This window comes from Vibrio sp. 1F255 (assembly GCF_041439145.1).
Classification (GTDB): domain Bacteria; phylum Pseudomonadota; class Gammaproteobacteria; order Enterobacterales; family Vibrionaceae; genus Vibrio; species Vibrio crassostreae_C.
In genome coordinates, this window is the sequence record NZ_JBGONQ010000006.1 from 92,890 (window position 1) to 110,674 (window position 17,785).

Consider the following 17,785-nt stretch of genomic DNA (forward strand, 5'->3'; position numbering starts at 1 on the left):
AACCATAACGAAAGAGGCCAGCATTGCTGGCTCTTTTTTGTTACGGTATAAATTGAAAAGAGTTACTTAAGGGAGTTGTGGATCAGGAACTCTTCTTCAACACCTTTCAATTTCATCTCATCCATAATGAAGTTCACCGTGTTCAACAAACGTTGTTCACCTTTAGGAATCAGGTAGCCGAACTGACTGTTGGTGAATGGAGTTTCGCAGCGTGCCGCTTCAAGACGTTCGTCAGTTACTTGATAGAATAGACCTTCAGGCGTTTCTGTCACCATCACATCAACTTTGCCTTCTGCTACTGCTTTCGGTACGTCGAGGTTGTTCTCGTAGCGTGTGAAGCTTGCGTTCTGCAAGTTCGCGTCGGCAAAGATCTCGTTAGTGCCGCCAATGTTCACGCCCACACGAACAGAAGAAAGGTTCACTTTCTCAATGCTGTCGTACTGTTCTGCGGTGCCTTTCGCAACCAAGAAACACTTACCAAAGGTCATGTAGCCTTGAGTTTGTTCCGCGTTTAACTGACGCTGCATTTTACGCGTAATGCCGCCCATCGCGATGTCGTACTTATCGTCGTCTAGGTCGGTCAGTAGAGCTTTCCATGTGGTACGAACAATCTTCAATTCAACGCCTAATTGTTCCGCGATGTGCTGTGCAACATCGATATCGTAGCCAGAGTAGCTTTTACCATCGAAGTAAGAGAAAGGCTTGTAGTCGCCAGTAGTGCCCACACGCAAAGTGCCTGATTTTTGAATGTCTTCTAGCTGGTCAGCTTGTGCGACACCAGAAAGTGCCAGAGCAATGGAGGCAAGTAATAGTGATGTTTTTTTTATTGTAATTGTCTGTTGTGTTTGTGTTGTCATTCAAAGTAACAGAAACAATCAGAGAAAGAGATCAAACCATTGGAAAGGTTGGAAAAGAAGATAAAACGAGGGCAGGAGATAGGTATTTCTATGGTTTGTGAGCATTGATCGAGGTGCGTTTCATATTCCGTTTTGATAAACCGAAGACAAACAAAAAGCCCATGTTATCGAATAACATGGGCTTCATTTTGGTTTAACTTGTTAGCTGCTTATTTAGCTATTTAGCGACTGACTCGTTGTTCATCTTAGCCGGAGCTTTAGATGCGTTAACCAATAGGATACCAACGGTTAGTACCATTGAACCACATAGTAGGAACAACAAGCGTCCTGTTGGTTCGTTTGGAATCAGAGCCATTGCTAGGATACCGAAACCTGCTGTGCTGATAAGCTTACCAAGCATTGAACGCTGTTTAGTATCTAGGTTTTGTTGCTCTTCACCTTCCGCTACAAGCGGCGTGTTCCAGTTAGTGAATAGTTGGTCAACTTCTTTCTCACGCTCTGGCGATAGGCCTTTGTAGAAGCGAGAAGTCATGATGAAGTAACCACCTGTGAACACTACGTGAGCAGCTAAGCTAAGACCTACTTTCAAGTCGCTCCATTCACGGCCTGTAAGCGCTGTTTCTAGACCAAATAGGTTCTCGATGTCTTCTGCTTGCAGAGAGATACCGAAGATGTAAGAAACGAAACCACCAACCACTAGAGTAGACCAACCAGCCCAGTCAGGTGTCTTACGAATCCACATACCTAGTAGGACAGGGATAAGCATTGGGAAGCCAATCAACGCACCTACGTTCATTACGATATCGAACAAGCTTAAGTGACGCAGAGAGTTAATGAATAGACCAATCGCAATGATGAAAATACCCATCATGATAGTCGTTATCTTACTTACAATAACCAGCTCTTTCTGAGTCGCATTTTTACGAAGAATCGGGCTGTAGAAGTTCATTACAAAGATACCAGCGTTACGGTTCAAACCTGAATCCATAGAAGACATCGTTGCAGCGAACATTGCTGACATAAGAAGACCAACCATACCTGCTGGCATTACGTTTTGTACGAATGCTAGGTAAGCAGCATCACCGGCTTTGTCGCCCATTGATGTGTATTGCTCAGCGAACTCAGGCATGAATGCACTAACGTACCAAGGTGGTAGGAACCAAATTAGTGGACCAACAACCATAAGGATACATGCTAGGCCTGCCGCTTTACGTGCGTTTTCACTGTCTTTTGCACATAGGTAACGGTATGCGTTGATGCTGTTGTTCATTACACCGAACTGCTTCACGAAGATGAATACAACCCAAAGGATGAAGATGCTCATGTAGTTTAGGTTGTTACCTAACATGAAGTCGCCGTCGAAGTTAGCAACAATGTTAGTTAAGCCGCCACCGTGGAAGTAAGCTGCTACCGCACAAGTGATTGTCACGGCCATGATTACAAGCATTTGCATGAAGTCAGAAGCAACAACCGCCCAAGAGCCGCCGGTTACTGCCATCAATACTAGAACCATACCCGTTACCACAATGGTAGCTTCCATTGGGATGTTGAATACCGCTGCTACAAAGATAGCTAGACCGTTTAGCCAGATACCTGCAGAGATAAGGCTGTCCGGCATACCTGCCCATGTGAAGAACTGTTCAGACGTTTTACCAAAGCGCTGACGAATAGCTTCGATCGCCGTTACCACACGAAGTTGGCGGAACTTTGGAGCGAAGTACATATAGTTCATGAAGTAGCCAAAAGCATTGGCTAAGAATAGGATTACAATAACGAAACCGTCATTGAATGCGCGTCCTGCGGCACCTGTAAACGTCCATGCTGAAAATTGTGTCATGAAGGCAGTTGCACCAACCATCCACCACAACATTTTGCCGCCCCCTCTGAAGTAATCACTTGTAGAGGTGGTGAACTTACGGAACATCCAACCAATCGCGATTAAAAAGAAGAAGTAGGCGAGAACAACAAAAGTATCAATAGTCATCTTTTCAGCCTTTTAAATATCATAATTAACTGGGCTTAGATTAACGCGTCCCAAGGTTTATTTGTACTACAATATGTCTTTAGTATGATCTAGGTCGCATTGATTTTTCGGCCTCTAACACGTGGTTATATAAGTATTTGTTTTAATTGAATTTAAATGTGAGTGTATTTTGTTTGAGATCTAAAATAAATTGAGGGTTAAATGTTTATATGTATTACAATATAAACAAAAGCGCTTACTTTGCCGTATCTATAAGATTTTAATTATAACTGTAACAAATGTTCTACAAATTGGTGTGTTGTGCGACGACATTCACGTTAATTTGGAACCCTATACTGAAAATTTTTGTATTGAGATTTCAAGTGTAGCTCATTGTTTTCACTTCGCTATTTTCTGTTTATCTGCGGCCATGAAGCCTTTCTATGCTATTTATTCATCATAGAGGTGCGTATTTGGAATTTTTGTCACTGAGTGGGCGTTAAACTGGACGACGGGACACATTTTGCGGCTCACTTTGTCTATTGTGGTCTTCAGTGCATGCCATGAGAGATGCTTGATGACGTATCGAAAAGGACCATTGCTGGGTAAGGGGCTGGATAAGAAACTGGATAGGCGATAGGGGGCACCAGTAACGCTTCGCTAGATGCATACTGACGTAGATTGAAAGCCTTACATTACTCGTTCTTGCCTGTCTTAGTCACGGATCTTTACGAGCCCATAGGGAGAAAGGCGATAGGGTATAGGGGAAACAGAACGTTGATTGAGCGTGTTTACGGTTAGTCAGCGCAATAAATGACAGATAACAAAAAGCCCCACCGAGGTGAGGCTTCATCACTCAATCTAAAATAGATTAAGCGTTTACGTGATCAACTGCGTCACGAACTAGCTTGCCTAGTTCGTCCCACTTACCTTCGTCGATAAGGTTAGTTGGAACCATCCAAGTACCGCCACACGCAAGTACAGAAGGGATCGATAGGTATTCATCTACATTCTTCAAGCTTACACCACCAGTAGGCATAAATTTAACAGGGTAAACCGCTGTTAGTGCTTTAAGCATGCCAGTACCGCCAGAAGGCTCAGCAGGGAAGAACTTCAACGTGCGAAGGCCCATTTCCATTGCTTGCTCAACTAGGCTTGGGTTGTTAACACCCGGTACGATTGCAACACCCTTATCGATACAGTATTGAACAGTGCGCGGGTTGAAACCTGGGCTTACGATGAAATCAACGCCAGCTTCGATAGATGCATCAACTTGCTCGTTAGTCAGTACAGTACCTGAACCAATTAGCATGTCTGGGAATTCTTTACGCATGATGCGAATCGCTTCGATTGCACATTCTGTACGAAGCGTGATTTCTGCACATGGCATGCCGTTTTCAACAAGTGCTTTACCTAGAGGGATAGCGTCTTCAGCACGGTTGATAGCGATTACAGGAATTACTTTTAGGTTTGCTAGTTGTTCATTTAATGTCGTCATGAATTCTTTCTCACGTTAAATGTGGGCTTGCTTTCAACTAAGCAAACCCTTGATTAATAGTTAAAGTGCGTAATTATAGAGACAGATCAGGCGTCGCTTCTAGAGGAATGATAGCACCTGGATGCTGAATCACAGTCCCTGCCACAATATGACCTGCTAACGCTGCATCACGTGCATTGCCACCGCTTAAGCGCTTAGCTAGGAAGCCCGCGCTGAACGAGTCGCCAGCCGCTGTAGTATCAACAATGTTGTCTACTGGGTTTGGAGCAACGTACTGAGCGCTTTGGCTTTCAACTACTAGGCAGTCTTTAGCACCACGTTTAATGATGATCTCTTTCACACCAGATTCAGACGTACGTGCAATACACTGTTCAATGCTTTCGTCGCCGTACAACTCTTGCTCGTCATCGAACGTCAGTAGAGCCGTGTCAGTGTACTTAAGCATCTTCAAGTACCAAGAAATCGCTTCTTGTTGACTTTCCCAAAGTTTTGGACGGAAGTTATTGTCGAAGAATACTTGGCCGCCTTGCGCTTTAAATTTGTCTAAGAAGTTGAATAGCTGCGTGCGTCCATTCTCTGTCAAGATAGCAAGCGTAATACCGCTTAGGTAAACCGCATCAAAAGAGAATAACTTGTCAAGTAGAGCAGGTGTGTCTTCCTGGTCAAACATGAATTTTGCTGCAGCATCATTACGCCAGTAGTGGAAACTGCGTTCACCAGTTTCATCGGTCTCGATGTAGTAAAGCCCTGGTTGTTTGTGATCAAGCTGAGCAATTAAGCTAGTGTCGATACCTTCCGCTTGCCACTTTTCTAACATGTCGGTACTGAATGGGTCAGTGCCTAGCGCTGTTACGTAGCTCGTGTTGATATCTTGCTCTTTTGTTAAGCGAGACAAGTAAAGTGCAGTATTTAGTGTATCGCCACCGAAACTTTGCTTAAGCCCGTCTTGTTTCTTTTGTAGCTCAACCATGCACTCGCCAATGACCGCGATGTTTAATGATTTCATATGCTTACCTTAGCAACTGAGGTTGCGCTGTTTATTATTTTAGGAAATCTTCACGCGCAGGGTTGAAGATATCAAGAAGGATGCTGTCTTGCTCTAGTGCAACTGCACCGTGCATCATGTGTTTACGAGCGAAGTAAGCATCGCCTTCTTTAAGGACTTTCTTTTCGCCTTCAATCTCAGCTTCGAAGCTACCACGAACTACGTAACCGATTTGGTCATGGATTTCGTGAGTATGAGGGTGGCCAATCGCGCCCTTATCAAAACATAGGTGTACTGCCATTAGATCGTCAGTGTAAGCAACGATTTTACGCTTAATGCCGCCACCAAGTTCTTCCCATGGGTTTTCATCTAGGATAAAGAAAGAGTTCATTGTGTATCTCCTAATCTGTTTAAATCTTTTAAGTGTTACTTAACTTGCATCCATCATAAGGGAATGAGCCTAATTGTAATACAATATATCTAAATTTGTGTGATATTGATCAAGCGATACTTTATATAGCGTAAATAAATCAACAACTTAATAAATGGCTAATATTTACCATTAGCCAGCTACATCAATGACTTATGGCTAATTATGTGACTCTACTCATCATTTAGCGACGAATAGGTATAATTAAAGCTCATATTGTATTACTTTATATGGAGTTTGAAAATTTAATCAAAGTTTAAGCAGATAAACTCTTTATTGAGGGTGACAAAGAATATGACGACTAAACCAGTATTGTTGACTGAAGCAGAAATCGAGCAGCTTCATCTTGAAGTGGGCCGTTCTAGCTTAATGGGCAAAACCATTGCAGCGAACGCGAAAGATCTAGAAGCATTCATGCGTTTACCTATTGATGTCCCAGGTCATGGTGAAGCTGGGGGTTACGAACATAACCGCCATAAGCAAAATTACACGTACATGAATCTAGCTGGTCGCATGTTCTTGATCACTAAAGAGCAAAAGTACGCTGACTTTGTGACAGAATTACTAGAAGAGTACGCAGATAAATACCTAACGTTTGATTACCACGTACAGAAAAACACTAACCCTACAGGTCGTTTGTTCCACCAAATCCTGAACGAACACTGCTGGTTAATGTTCTCAAGCTTAGCTTACTCTTGTGTTGCTTCAACCCTGACACAAGAACAACGCGACAATATTGAGTCTCGCATTTTTGAACCAATGTTAGAAATGTTCACGGTTAAATACGCACACGACTTCGACCGAATTCACAATCACGGTATTTGGGCAGTAGCGGCTGTCGGTATTTGTGGTCTTGCTCTTGGCAAGCGTGAGTACCTTGAAATGTCGGTGTACGGCATTGACCGTAACGACACTGGCGGCTTCCTAGCGCAAGTTTCTCAGCTGTTTGCACCGTCTGGCTACTACATGGAAGGTCCTTACTACCACCGTTATGCGATTCGTCCAACGTGTGTGTTCGCTGAAGTGATTCACCGTCATATGCCTGAAGTGGATATCTACAACTACAAAGGCGGCGTGATTGGTAACACAGTACAAGCGATGCTTGCGACGGCTTACCCGAACGGCGAATTCCCAGCTCTGAACGATGCATCTCGCACAATGGGTATTACAGACATGGGTGTTCAGGTTGCAGTGAGCGTTTACAGCAAACATTACTCATCTGAAAACGGCGTTGACCAAAACATTCTTGGTATGGCGAAGATTCAAGACGCAGTTTGGATGCACCCATGTGGTCTTGAGCTATCTAAAGCTTATGAAGCGGCGTCTGCTGAGCAAGAAATCGGCATGCCTTTCTGGCCAAGTGTTGAATTGAACGAAGGCCCTCAAGGTCACAACGGCGCGCAAGGCTTTATCCGTATGCAGGATAAGAAAGGCGACGTTTCTCAGTTAGTGATGAACTACGGCCAACACGGCATGGGTCACGGTAACTTTGATACGCTGGGTATTTCTTTCTTCAACCGTGGTCAAGAAGTACTGCGTGAATACGGCTTCTGTCGTTGGGTGAACGTTGAGCCTAAATTCGGCGGCCGTTACCTAGACGAAAACAAATCTTACGCTCGTCAAACAATTGCACATAACGCAGTAACGATTGATGAAAAATGTCAGAACAACTTTGACGTTGAACGTGCAGATGCAGTACACGGCTTGCCGCACTTCTTCAAAGTAGAAGACGAGCAAATCAATGGCATGAGCGCATTTGCTAACGATCATTACGAAGGTTTTGACATGCAACGCAGCGTGTTCATGCTAAACCTTGAAGAATTAGAATCTCCGCTACTATTAGATCTTTACCGTTTAGATTCTGAGAAAGGCGGTGAAGGTGAGCATCAGTACGACTACTCACACCAATATCAAGGTCAGATTGTTCGCACTAACTTTGAATACCAAGCAAACAAAGAGCTGAACACGCTAGGTGAAGACTTCGGTTACCAACACCTATGGAACGTGGCAAGCGGTGAAGTGAAGGGCACAGCACTGGTAAGCTGGCTACAAAACAACACGTACTACACTTGGCTAGGTGCAACGTCTAACGACAATGCTGAAGTGATCTTTACTCGCACTGGCGCTAACGACCCAAGCTTCAACCTACGTTCAGAGCCTGCATTCATTCTACGCAGCAAAGGCGAAACAACACTGTTTGCTTCTGTTGTTGAAACGCACGGTTACTTCAACGAAGAATTCGAGCAATCAGTCAATGCTCGCGGTGTTGTGAAAGACATCAAAGTAGTGGCTCACACCAATATCGGTTCAGTAGTAGAAATTACGACAGAGAAATCAAACGTGACAGTGATGATCAGCAACCAACTTGGCGCGACTGACAGCACTGAACACAAAGTAGAACTGAACGGCAAAGTATACAGCTGGACAGGCTTCTACTCAGTAGAAATAATTTTAAACCCAGAATTAGCAAGCACAGCAGAGCAGGGGAAATAATAATGAGCTATCAACCACTTTTACTTAACTTTGATGAAGCAGCAGAGCTTCGTAAAGAACTTGGCAAGGATAGCCTTTTAGGTAACGCACTGACTCGCGATATTAAACAAACTGACGCTTACATGGTTGAAGTTGGCATTGAAGTTCCAGGTCACGGTGAAGGCGGCGGTTACGAACATAACCGTCACAAGCAAAACTACATCCACATGGATCTAGCCGGCCGTTTGTTCCTTATCACTGAGGAAACAAAATACCGTGACTACATCGTTGATATGTTAACTGCGTACGCGACGGTATACCCAACGCTTGAAAGCAACGTAAGCCGTGACTCTAACCCTCCGGGTAAGTTGTTCCACCAAACGTTGAACGAGAACATGTGGATGCTTTACGCTTCTTGTGCGTACAGCTGTATTTACCACACGATCTCTGAAGAGCAAAAACGTCTGATCGAAGACGATCTTCTTAAGCAAATGATCGAAATGTTCGTTGTGACTTACGCACACGACTTCGATATCGTACACAACCACGGCTTATGGGCAGTGGCGGCGGTAGGTATCTGTGGTTACGCGATCAACGATCAAGAGTCTGTAGATAAAGCACTTTACGGCCTGAAATTGGACAAAGTAAGCGGCGGTTTCCTAGCGCAACTTGACCAACTGTTCTCGCCAGACGGCTACTACATGGAAGGTCCTTACTATCACCGTTTCTCTCTGCGTCCAATCTACCTGTTCGCAGAAGCGATTGAACGTCGTCAGCCAGAAATCGGTATTTACGAATTTAACGATTCAGTGATCAAGACAACGTCTTACTCAGTATTCAAAACTGCATTCCCAGACGGCACATTGCCTGCTCTGAACGATTCATCGAAGACGATTTCTATCAACGATGAAGGGGTTATCATGGCGACGTCTGTGTGTTACCACCGTTACGAGCAGACTGAAACTCTGCTTGGTATGGCTGATCACCAAAAAAATGTTTGGGTTCATGCTTCTGGTAAAACACTGTCTGACGCGGTTGATGCAGCAGACGACATCAAACCATTCAACTGGGGTAGCCTGTTTGTAACAGACGGGCCTGAAGGCGAAAAAGGCGGCGTAAGCATCCTTCGTCACCGTGATGTGCAAGACGACGACACAATGGCGTTGATCTGGTTTGGTCAGCACGGTTCAGACCACCAGTACCATTCTGCGCTAGACCATGGTCACTACGATGGCTTGCACCTAAGCGTATTCAACCGTGGCCACGAAGTGCTGCACGATTACGGCTTCGGTCGTTGGGTAAACGTTGAGCCTAAGTTTGGCGGTCGTTACATCCCGGAGAACAAGTCTTACTGTAAGCAGACGGTTGCTCACAACACAGTAACGGTTGATCAGAAAACGCAGAACAACTTCAACACAGCATTGGCTGAGTCTAAGTTTGGTCAGAAGCACTTCTTCGTAGCAGACGACCAGTCGCTACAAGGTATGAGCGGCACAATTTCTGAGTACTACACTGGCGTAGACATGCAACGCAGCGTGATTCTTGCTGAACTACCTGAGTTCGAAAAACCGCTAGTAATTGATGTGTACCGCATCGAAGCTGACGCTGAGCACCAGTACGACTTACCAGTTCACCACTCGGGTCAAATCATTCGCACTGACTTCGATTACAACATGGAAACAACGCTTAAGCCATTAGGTGAAGACAACGGTTACCAACATCTATGGAACGTGGCTTCAGGCAAAGTGAACGAAGAAGGTTCTCTAGTAAGCTGGCTACATGACAGCAGCTACTACAGCCTAGTAACCAGCGCGAATGCGGGCAGCGAAGTGATTTTTGCTCGCACTGGTGCTAACGATCCAGACTTCAACCTTAAGAGTGAGCCTGCGTTCATCTTACGTCAGTCTGGTCAAAACCACGTGTTTGCTTCTGTACTAGAAACGCATGGTTACTTTAACGAGTCTATCGAAGCCTCTGTAGGCGCTCGTGGTCTAGTTAAATCAGTATCTGTTGTGGGCCATAACAGTGTCGGGACTGTTGTTCGCATTCAGACTACTTCTGGCAACACTTACCACTACGGTATCTCAAACCAAGCTGAAGACACGCAGCAAGCAACTCACACTGTTGAGTTCGCGGGTGAGACATACTCGTGGGAAGGGTCATTTGCTCAACTGTAAATGATCAACACACATACCGTTTAACGATGGTGTGTGCTGATGTGGTGCTTTGCGGGAACGAAGCGTCACATTGAATTCAGTCGTGATTGCAAAATCGTTCGTTGATACCAACAACGACTGAATACATCGGGAATAAGTCAAACCGAGTAACTCATTGCGAGTTGCTCGGTTTTTTTATGCGTGTAGGAAACAGAATAGAACGTTGCAACAAACGAAAGCCTACTCACTGAGTAGGCTTTGATCCTAAATAACCGTCTATTTGACGTTGTTTTAGTATTTAGATAAGGGCTTTTCTTGCTTTGGCTGCCACCCATTCGGAGAAGATGACCGTCACTAGAATCGCACAGAAAATCACAGTCACTTGAGGCCATGCCAGCATTGCCATCGATTCTTGCAGTTTTAAGCCGATACCGCCAGCGCCCACCAAACCTAAGACGGTAGACTCTCGAATATTGATGTCCCAACGGAACAAGCTCGTGCCGATGAAACTTGGCATTACTTGCGGAAGAATGCCGTAGTTCAAGACTTGCAGTGGAGATGCCCCCGTCGATTCAATCGCTGGCATCTGCGTGACGTTTACTTCTTCAATCGCTTCGTACATTAACTTCGCCACGAAGCCAATCGAGCGTAGCGCAATCGCGATAATACCGGCCAGTAACCCTGGGCCGATGATAGCCACTAACAGGAGTGCCCAAATTAATGAGTTGATTGAACGACTTGCCGCAATGATGAACAGTGCGATAGGCCTGATAAACGTTGTGCTTGGCGTTGTGTTGCGTGCGGCTAAGAATGCAACTGGAAATGCCAGTACGATTCCTAACAGTGTGCCAATTGTTGCGATGTTAATGGTGTCCCACAAAGGGCTCCAAAGTGACTCTAAGTAGCTCCATCTTGGTGGCCACATACGTGACGAAATATCAGCAAGTTGATTCGGTGAGTCAGTCACAAAGTACCAAATCGTGTCCTTGTTCATGACTTGCCATGCAAAAACCGTTAGCGCAACAAAGCAAAGCCAGCCAAGCCAAAGCATAAGGCTCTGTTTACTGTCGTAACGCTGCCATTGGGTACGATTCATGGCGCTTGTAGAGGTGTCATTTAGCGTGCTCATTGGTCGTTCCTTACTGCACATGCTTGCGGATAATGGTCGATAGGTATTCACACAACATCACAATCACAATAATAATCAATAGAATAGCGGCCGCTGCGCTGTATTCGTAACGGTCCATTGCGGTGTTCAATGTAGCACCGATACCCCCTGCGCCAACAATGCCAATTACCGCTGACTCTCGGAAGTTGATGTCGAGTCGGTACATCGAAAGCCCGATAAAGCGTGGCATTACCTGCGCTTGAATCGCATAGTTCACCTGTTGTAACCAACTTGCGCCAGTTGCGCGCATTGCGGTGAGTGGTGCTGGGTCGATGGCTTCAATTTCATCGGCAAACAATTTCGCGAGAAAGCCGATGGTTGCGAAGGTCAGCGTGACAAAACCCGCAAACGTACCAAAGCCAAACAGAGCCACACACAGAATCGCAACGATGATCTCTTGTAAGCTACGAGCGATCGAAATAAACGCACGGCAGAATAGATAAACGGGAGTAGGGGCAAGGTTTTTGGCTGCGCCTAATCCGAATGGGATTGAAAGAAGGACACCCGCCACGGTTGATGTCAGGGTCATGGTTAAACTCTCAATCAAACCTTGTGAGATGTTGTTCCATCGGCCACCAAAATCTGGGTTCATGAAAGCCAAAATGAACTGCCAGCCGCGTTCGCTGCCTTCGTAAATTCGAGTCCAGTTGACGTGTACCGATTGAGTCGCAAGGTACAAGTAAACCGCGACAATGATGATTAAGCTCCAGCGTAACCATGGGCTAGAAATCAGTGGCGGCTTTGTCCACTGTGTCGGGTATTGTTTGGAATTCTGTTTTCCTGACTTTAAATGCTGCTGAACTTGATTTGGATATGGTTGAGTCATATTGTTGCCTCAGACAAGCGAGGACTTGTGATGATGAGGTCATCGGCCTCTTCTTCTGCTTGTTGACTCCAGTCTTCTTCACCGTAGATTTGCGTTAAAACATATTCAGTGAGCAGGTTTGGTTTGTCATCAAATACGACACAACCTGCATTTAAGCCGACAACACGGTCAACAAACTGCTTTGCTAATTGAACATCGTGAATATTGATGATGGCAGGGAGCTGTTGCTCTGAACAAATCTCACTGATCAGTCGCATGATTTGGCGCGCTGTACGTGGATCAAGTGCGGCCGTTGGTTCATCAATCAACAGTAATTTCGGTTTCTGAGCAAGTGCACGTGCAATACCAACACGTTGACGCTGACCACCCGACAGAGCATCGGCCCTTTTATTGGCGTGTTCTAACAATCCAACACGGTCGAGTAGCGCATAAGCGGCTTGGATATCCGATTCAGGGAAACGGCGAGTAAAGCTTTGCCAGAAATTCACGTAACCCAAACGTCCTGAAAGTACGTTTTCCATCACCGTCAAACGCTCAATCAGCGCGTACTCTTGGAAAATCATCCCGATTTCACGGCGTGATTGTCTCAGTTGTCGCTTAGACAGCGTTTCTAGATTGGTATTGGAAAAGATCACTTCGCCGCTGGTGGGTTCGGTGAGCCGATTAATACAACGGATAAGCGTTGATTTACCCGCACCAGATGGACCAATTAAACCAACCACTTCACCGGCATTGACCGACAAGCTAACGTTGGTAAGGGCTTTATCAGAACTGGAGTAGTGCTTGGTAAGCCCTTTAAGGGTAAGAGTAGACATAGAATTCCTATAAGGACGGTGTACTAACAGTTCGCCTGAGGCAGAAATCGGAAGCAAACCGCTGAGAGTGGTGAGTAACTGCAGGCGATTACACCTGCAGTTAGTTTTATCGGTGTGTGATTGGCTTTTTAGTTCGGTTGAACTTAGCTACACGTGTAAGAGACTTTGTTTGCCGTATCGATCGTGCGGATCACTTCCCAGTGCTCTTTGTAAGTAATAGGAACGAACTGCGCTTCGCCGTTACGTTCGAATTCTTCTTGAAGCTTTGTGCCTTCCCAATCGAAAGTGAAGAACGCTTTTTGAATCTTCTCTTGCAGCTCTGGCGTCAGGTTGTGCGCTGTGCCGTAAGCGGTAGTCGGGAAGGTTTGAGATTTGTAGATGCTCTTGATTTGGTCTTCTTTCACAACATCGCGTGAAAGCATGCGGTTCAATACTGAGTTAGCAACTGCTGCAGCATCGTAATCTTTGTGCGCCACACCCAAAATAGAGTTGTCGTGTGCGCCAGAGAATGCTGGTTTGAAATCTCGGTCAGGTTGAAGTTGGTATTCAGCGTCCAAAATCGCAGAAGGTGCTTTGAAGCCAGAGTTAGACGTTTGTGATGTGAACGCTAGGTTCTTATCTTTTAGGTCTTCCACTTTCTCAATGCCAGAACCAGGGTAAGTGATGATTTCCATTTCGTAACCGAAAGAGCCATCTTCTGCAGCCATCATTGTGAATGGGGCAAAGCCTGCACAGTTAACCGCCAGTGGTGTAGAACCTGTGTTGAAACCTGCGATATGTAGGCGACCTGAACGCATTGCTTCAATTTGAGCAGCGTTATTTTGAACAGGGAAGAAACGAACCGTCTTTTCCGTTGTTTTTTCAAGGTGGCTCAAAAACTCGCTCCACACATCAGCGTATACTGCAGGATCTTCAACTGGCGTATAAGCAAAAATTAGCGTGTTTGGGTCAACCCATTGTGATTCATCTTGAGGAACATCAGCAACCAAGTTGCCAGAGCGATCTTCGTATCGTGTATCCATTGCTAATGCAGAACCAGAAAAAATCAGCGCAGCAGTAATAGCGCTCTTAAGCGTGAGATTTGTTTTTGTCGGTTTCATTATGTCAGCCCAATTGAGTGATGTTTTTGGGAAGGGAGTATAGAAATCGAGGATGACAGAACCGATGCGTTTTGATGACGGATTTATGAATGGTGTAACATAATGTTTCTAGCTGTGTGGAGTTAGATGCTTTATAAGTGTTTGATTCATTGAGTAAATTAATAGAACGCGACTCGTTGCTAATTTACTCAATTGGCGCTAGGTTGAAATCCTGTTATAGTGATCCTTAAATAATACATAAACATAACATATAAAATAAGTGAACTTATGGTTAGCACTTTTAATTCAATCTCGGGCTCGAAGCGCAGCCTGCACGTGCAAGTAGCGCGTGAAATCGCTCGTGGAATCTTGTCTGGTGAACTGCCACAAGGTTCTATTATTCCTGGTGAAATGGCGCTGTGTGAACAGTTTGGTATCAGCCGTACGGCACTTCGTGAAGCAGTTAAACTACTGACTTCTAAAGGCCTGTTAGAGTCCCGCCCGAAAATCGGTACTCGTGTAGTGGATCGCGCATACTGGAACTTTCTTGATCCTCAACTGATTGAATGGATGGATGGTCTAACCGACATAGACCAATTCTGTTCTCAGTTTTTAGGCCTTCGCCGTGCGATTGAACCTGAAGCGTGTGCATTAGCTGCAAAATTTGCGACTGCTGAGCAACGTATCGAGCTTTCAGAGATCTTCCAGAAGATGGTAGAAGTGGATGCTGCTGAAGTATTTGACCAAGAAAGTTGGACAGACATCGATATTCGTTTCCATAGCTTGATCTTTAATGCGACAGGTAACGATTTCTACCTGCCATTCGGCAATATTCTGACTACCATGTTCGTTAACTTCATCGTGCACTCTTCTGAAGAGGGCAGCACATGTATCAATGAACACCGTAGAATCTATGAAGCGATTATGGCTGGCGACAGTGAAAAAGCTCGTACAATGTCAGCGGCTCACTTGCAAGACGCTAACCACCGTTTAGCCACTGCAAGCTAAACACGGTTTTCAACTTCATTTGAACCAATCAAAAAGGTATGCCAAGTGCATGCTTTTTTGTTTTTAGAAAGCGTGTTGCACCATGTGTGGCACTGTTTTGGTTCATCCTCGCTTAACTCCTTCTTAAGCCAGTTCCTTCTTGTATACGCCTAGCGGTCGTTCTCTTTACCATCATAATAAAAATAATATTACGCTCGATATTCGTTTTAGACACTCTCGACCCCCAAATAATTATGCGTCATCCATGATTTTTCATTTTTGTATATTTTGAATCTACCATCGTTTGAACTGGATATGCCTCTTCTATATTGATTAATTTAAGTAGAATTCTAATGAAATTATCCACTCTCAATAGATAAAAAACGCTGGTTTATTGTGTGATAAATGAGGGTGATTTAGCTCTGATTTGGCTTTTATTATTTTTGAGGATTTTATATTTATATGTGTTTGGTTGTATTTGTTAATAAGTGTGCAAAGTCTCACTTTATCATAAGCCTTTGATTTTAATGGGTGTGATGTTCTTTGGCCTTGTTTTTTGAGTTTTTACCTCAAACACCAGTAATTGCCTTGATGGATTGGCCATATTCCATCCTATGTCATATATATAATTAACTTAATCAATCAAAATAAGATCGCCATCACTTATTTGGATTATTGTACTACAAATAAAGTTTGAGATTTCCTATAGTCCTCGTAACAAAATACAACGGACAAAGGATACACGATGGAACTCAACACGATTATTGTCGGCATTTATTTCCTATTCTTGATTGCGATAGGTTGGATGTTTAGAACATTTACAAGTACCACCAGTGACTACTTCCGCGGGGGCGGTAACATGTTGTGGTGGATGGTTGGTGCAACCGCCTTTATGACCCAGTTTAGTGCATGGACATTCACCGGTGCGGCAGGTAAAGCGTATAACGATGGTTTTGCAGTAGCGGTCATCTTCGTAGCCAACGCATTTGGTTACTTCATGAACTTCGCATATTTTGCTCCAAAGTTCCGTCAACTACGTGTAGTAACGGTAATCGAAGCAATTCGTATGCGTTTCGGTGCGACTAACGAACAAGTGTTCACTTGGTCTTCAATGCCAAACAGTGTTGTTTCTGCCGGTGTATGGTTAAACGCACTAGCAATCATCGCTTCTGGTATCTTCGGTTTCGACATGACAGCAACTATCTGGATTACCGGTTTGGTTGTATTGGCAATGTCTGTAACGGGTGGTTCATGGGCGGTAATTGCATCTGACTTTATGCAGATGGTTATCATCATGGCAGTAACCGTGACATGTGCTGTTGTTGCTGTTGTTCAAGGTGGCGGTGTTGGTGAAATCGTGAATAACTTCCCTGTAGCGGAAGGCGGTTCTTTCCTTTCTGGTAACAACATTAACTACTTAAGCATCTTCAGCATTTGGGCATTCTTCATCTTCGTGAAGCAGTTCTCTATTACTAACAACATGCTTAACTCTTACCGTTACCTAGCGGCTAAAGACTCAAAGAACGCGAAGAAAGCAGCGCTACTAGCGTGTGTGCTAATGCTTTGTGGTGTATTTATCTGGTTCATGCCTTCTTGGTACATTGCAGGTCAAGGTGTCGACCTAGCAGCAGCTTACCCAGAAGCAGGTAAGAAAGCGGGTGACTTTGCCTACCTATACTTCGTACAAGAGTACATGCCAGCAGGTATGGTTGGCCTTCTAGTTGCGGCGATGTTTGCAGCGACAATGTCTTCAATGGATTCTGGTCTAAACCGTAACTCGGGTATCTTTGTTAAGAACTTCTATGAACCAATCGTTCGTAAAGGTACGGCTAGCGAAAAAGAACTAGTAACGGTTTCTAAGATTACTTCTGCCGTGTTTGGTATTGCTATCATCCTTATTGCACAGTTCATCAACTCGCTTAAAGGTTTGAGCCTGTTCGATACCATGATGTATGTAGGCGCACTGATCGGCTTCCCAATGACAATTCCTGCATTCCTTGGCTTCTTTATTAAGAAGACTCCGGACTGGGCTGGTTGGGGTACGCTAGTGGTTGGTGGTTTTGTTTCTTACTACGTGGGTTTCGTTGTTAACGCTGAAATGGTGTCTTCAATCTTCGGTCTAGAAGAGCTAACAAGCCGTGAATGGTCTGATGTTAAGGTTGCTATCGGTCTGATTGCTCACATTACGCTGACAGGTGGTTTCTTCATCCTATCAACTCTGTTCTACAAGCCATTAACTGAGAAGCGTCAAGCAGACGTTGATAAGTTCTTCGGTAACCTGTCTACTCCATTAGTTGCGGAGTCAGCAGAACAGAAAGTACTGGATAACAAACAGCGTGAAATGCTTGGTAAACTGATTGCGGTTGCGGGTGTCGGTATCATGCTAATGGCTCTACTCACTAACCCAATGTGGGGACGTCTAGTCTTCATACTTTGTGGTGTGATTGTTGGTGGTGTTGGTGTGCTATTGGTTAAAGCGGTCGATGACGGCGGCAAGCAAGCGAAAGCAGTAACTGAAAGCTAATACATAGAAAACGATTATAATAGAA

Annotated in this window: 13 protein-coding genes; 4 read left to right on the forward strand and 9 right to left on the reverse strand. The window is 44.7% G+C overall.

Going from position 1 to position 17,785, the window contains the following annotated elements:
• Positions 1-62: 62 nt before the first annotated feature.
• The 5 genes from ACED41_RS05865 to ACED41_RS05885 all read right to left on the reverse strand — a co-directional run bounded on the left by ACED41_RS05865 (position 63) and on the right by ACED41_RS05885 (position 5,694).
• Complete coding sequence (locus ACED41_RS05865; protein ID WP_029235150.1) at positions 63-827, reverse strand: transporter substrate-binding domain-containing protein; 765 nt, start codon at positions 825-827, stop codon at positions 63-65.
• Between the two features lie 247 nt (positions 828-1,074).
• A complete protein-coding gene (locus ACED41_RS05870; RefSeq protein ID WP_017061487.1) occupies positions 1,075-2,841 on the reverse strand; it encodes a sodium:solute symporter family protein in 1,767 nt (588 codons plus the stop codon).
• A gap of 850 nt (positions 2,842-3,691) precedes the next feature.
• Positions 3,692-4,318, reverse strand: coding sequence for a bifunctional 4-hydroxy-2-oxoglutarate aldolase/2-dehydro-3-deoxy-phosphogluconate aldolase (locus ACED41_RS05875; RefSeq protein ID WP_017069898.1), 627 nt, complete (start codon positions 4,316-4,318; stop codon positions 3,692-3,694).
• A gap of 73 nt (positions 4,319-4,391) precedes the next feature.
• Entirely contained in the window at positions 4,392-5,324 is a 933-nt protein-coding gene (locus tag ACED41_RS05880; RefSeq protein WP_017061485.1) for a sugar kinase, read from the reverse strand.
• Positions 5,325-5,358: 34 nt separating this feature from the next.
• A complete protein-coding gene (locus ACED41_RS05885) occupies positions 5,359-5,694 on the reverse strand; it encodes a cupin domain-containing protein (protein ID WP_009846518.1) in 336 nt (111 codons plus the stop codon).
• A gap of 333 nt (positions 5,695-6,027) precedes the next feature.
• On the opposite strand from ACED41_RS05885, the gene ACED41_RS05890 reads away from it, so the two are divergent.
• Both ACED41_RS05890 and ACED41_RS05895 read left to right on the forward strand, forming a co-directional pair.
• Positions 6,028-8,226 (forward strand): heparinase II/III family protein, encoded by a 2,199-nt coding sequence (locus ACED41_RS05890; protein ID WP_017067324.1) that lies wholly within the window; start codon positions 6,028-6,030, stop codon positions 8,224-8,226.
• Between the two features lie 2 nt (positions 8,227-8,228).
• Positions 8,229-10,382 carry a heparinase II/III family protein gene (locus ACED41_RS05895; protein ID WP_371724639.1) on the forward strand — a complete coding sequence of 718 codons (2,154 nt, stop codon included), beginning with the start codon at positions 8,229-8,231 and terminating at the stop codon, positions 10,380-10,382.
• Between the two features lie 277 nt (positions 10,383-10,659).
• Here the strand turns inward: ACED41_RS05895 and phnE (ACED41_RS05900) are convergent, their stop codons facing one another.
• The 4 genes from phnE (ACED41_RS05900) to phnD all read right to left on the reverse strand — a co-directional run bounded on the left by phnE (ACED41_RS05900) (position 10,660) and on the right by phnD (position 14,270).
• Entirely contained in the window at positions 10,660-11,490 is an 831-nt protein-coding gene (gene phnE, locus ACED41_RS05900) for a phosphonate ABC transporter, permease protein PhnE (protein ID WP_371724640.1), read from the reverse strand.
• A gap of 10 nt (positions 11,491-11,500) precedes the next feature.
• Positions 11,501-12,355: a phosphonate ABC transporter, permease protein PhnE gene (phnE, locus tag ACED41_RS05905; protein ID WP_240698126.1), complete on the reverse strand. Its 855-nt coding sequence runs from the start codon at positions 12,353-12,355 to the stop codon at positions 11,501-11,503.
• Positions 12,352-13,170, reverse strand: a complete 819-nt coding sequence (gene phnC, locus ACED41_RS05910; RefSeq protein WP_102320520.1) for a phosphonate ABC transporter ATP-binding protein — start codon at positions 13,168-13,170, stop codon at positions 12,352-12,354. Before phnC ends, phnE (ACED41_RS05905) begins: the two co-directional genes overlap by 4 nt.
• Positions 13,171-13,313: 143 nt before the next feature.
• The gene (gene phnD, locus ACED41_RS05915) at positions 13,314-14,270 is read right to left on the reverse strand and encodes a phosphate/phosphite/phosphonate ABC transporter substrate-binding protein (protein ID WP_048607068.1); all 957 of its coding nucleotides are present in this window, start codon (positions 14,268-14,270) and stop codon (positions 13,314-13,316) included.
• A 267-nt stretch (positions 14,271-14,537) separates the two neighbouring features.
• Here phnD and ACED41_RS05920 point away from each other — a divergent pair, with 267 nt between their 5' ends.
• Positions 14,538-15,257, forward strand: a complete 720-nt coding sequence (locus tag ACED41_RS05920; protein ID WP_371724641.1) for a FadR/GntR family transcriptional regulator — start codon at positions 14,538-14,540, stop codon at positions 15,255-15,257.
• A gap of 724 nt (positions 15,258-15,981) precedes the next feature.
• Positions 15,982-17,760, forward strand: coding sequence for a transporter (locus tag ACED41_RS05925; RefSeq protein ID WP_017061477.1), 1,779 nt, complete (start codon positions 15,982-15,984; stop codon positions 17,758-17,760).
• Positions 17,761-17,785 lie beyond the last annotated feature (25 nt).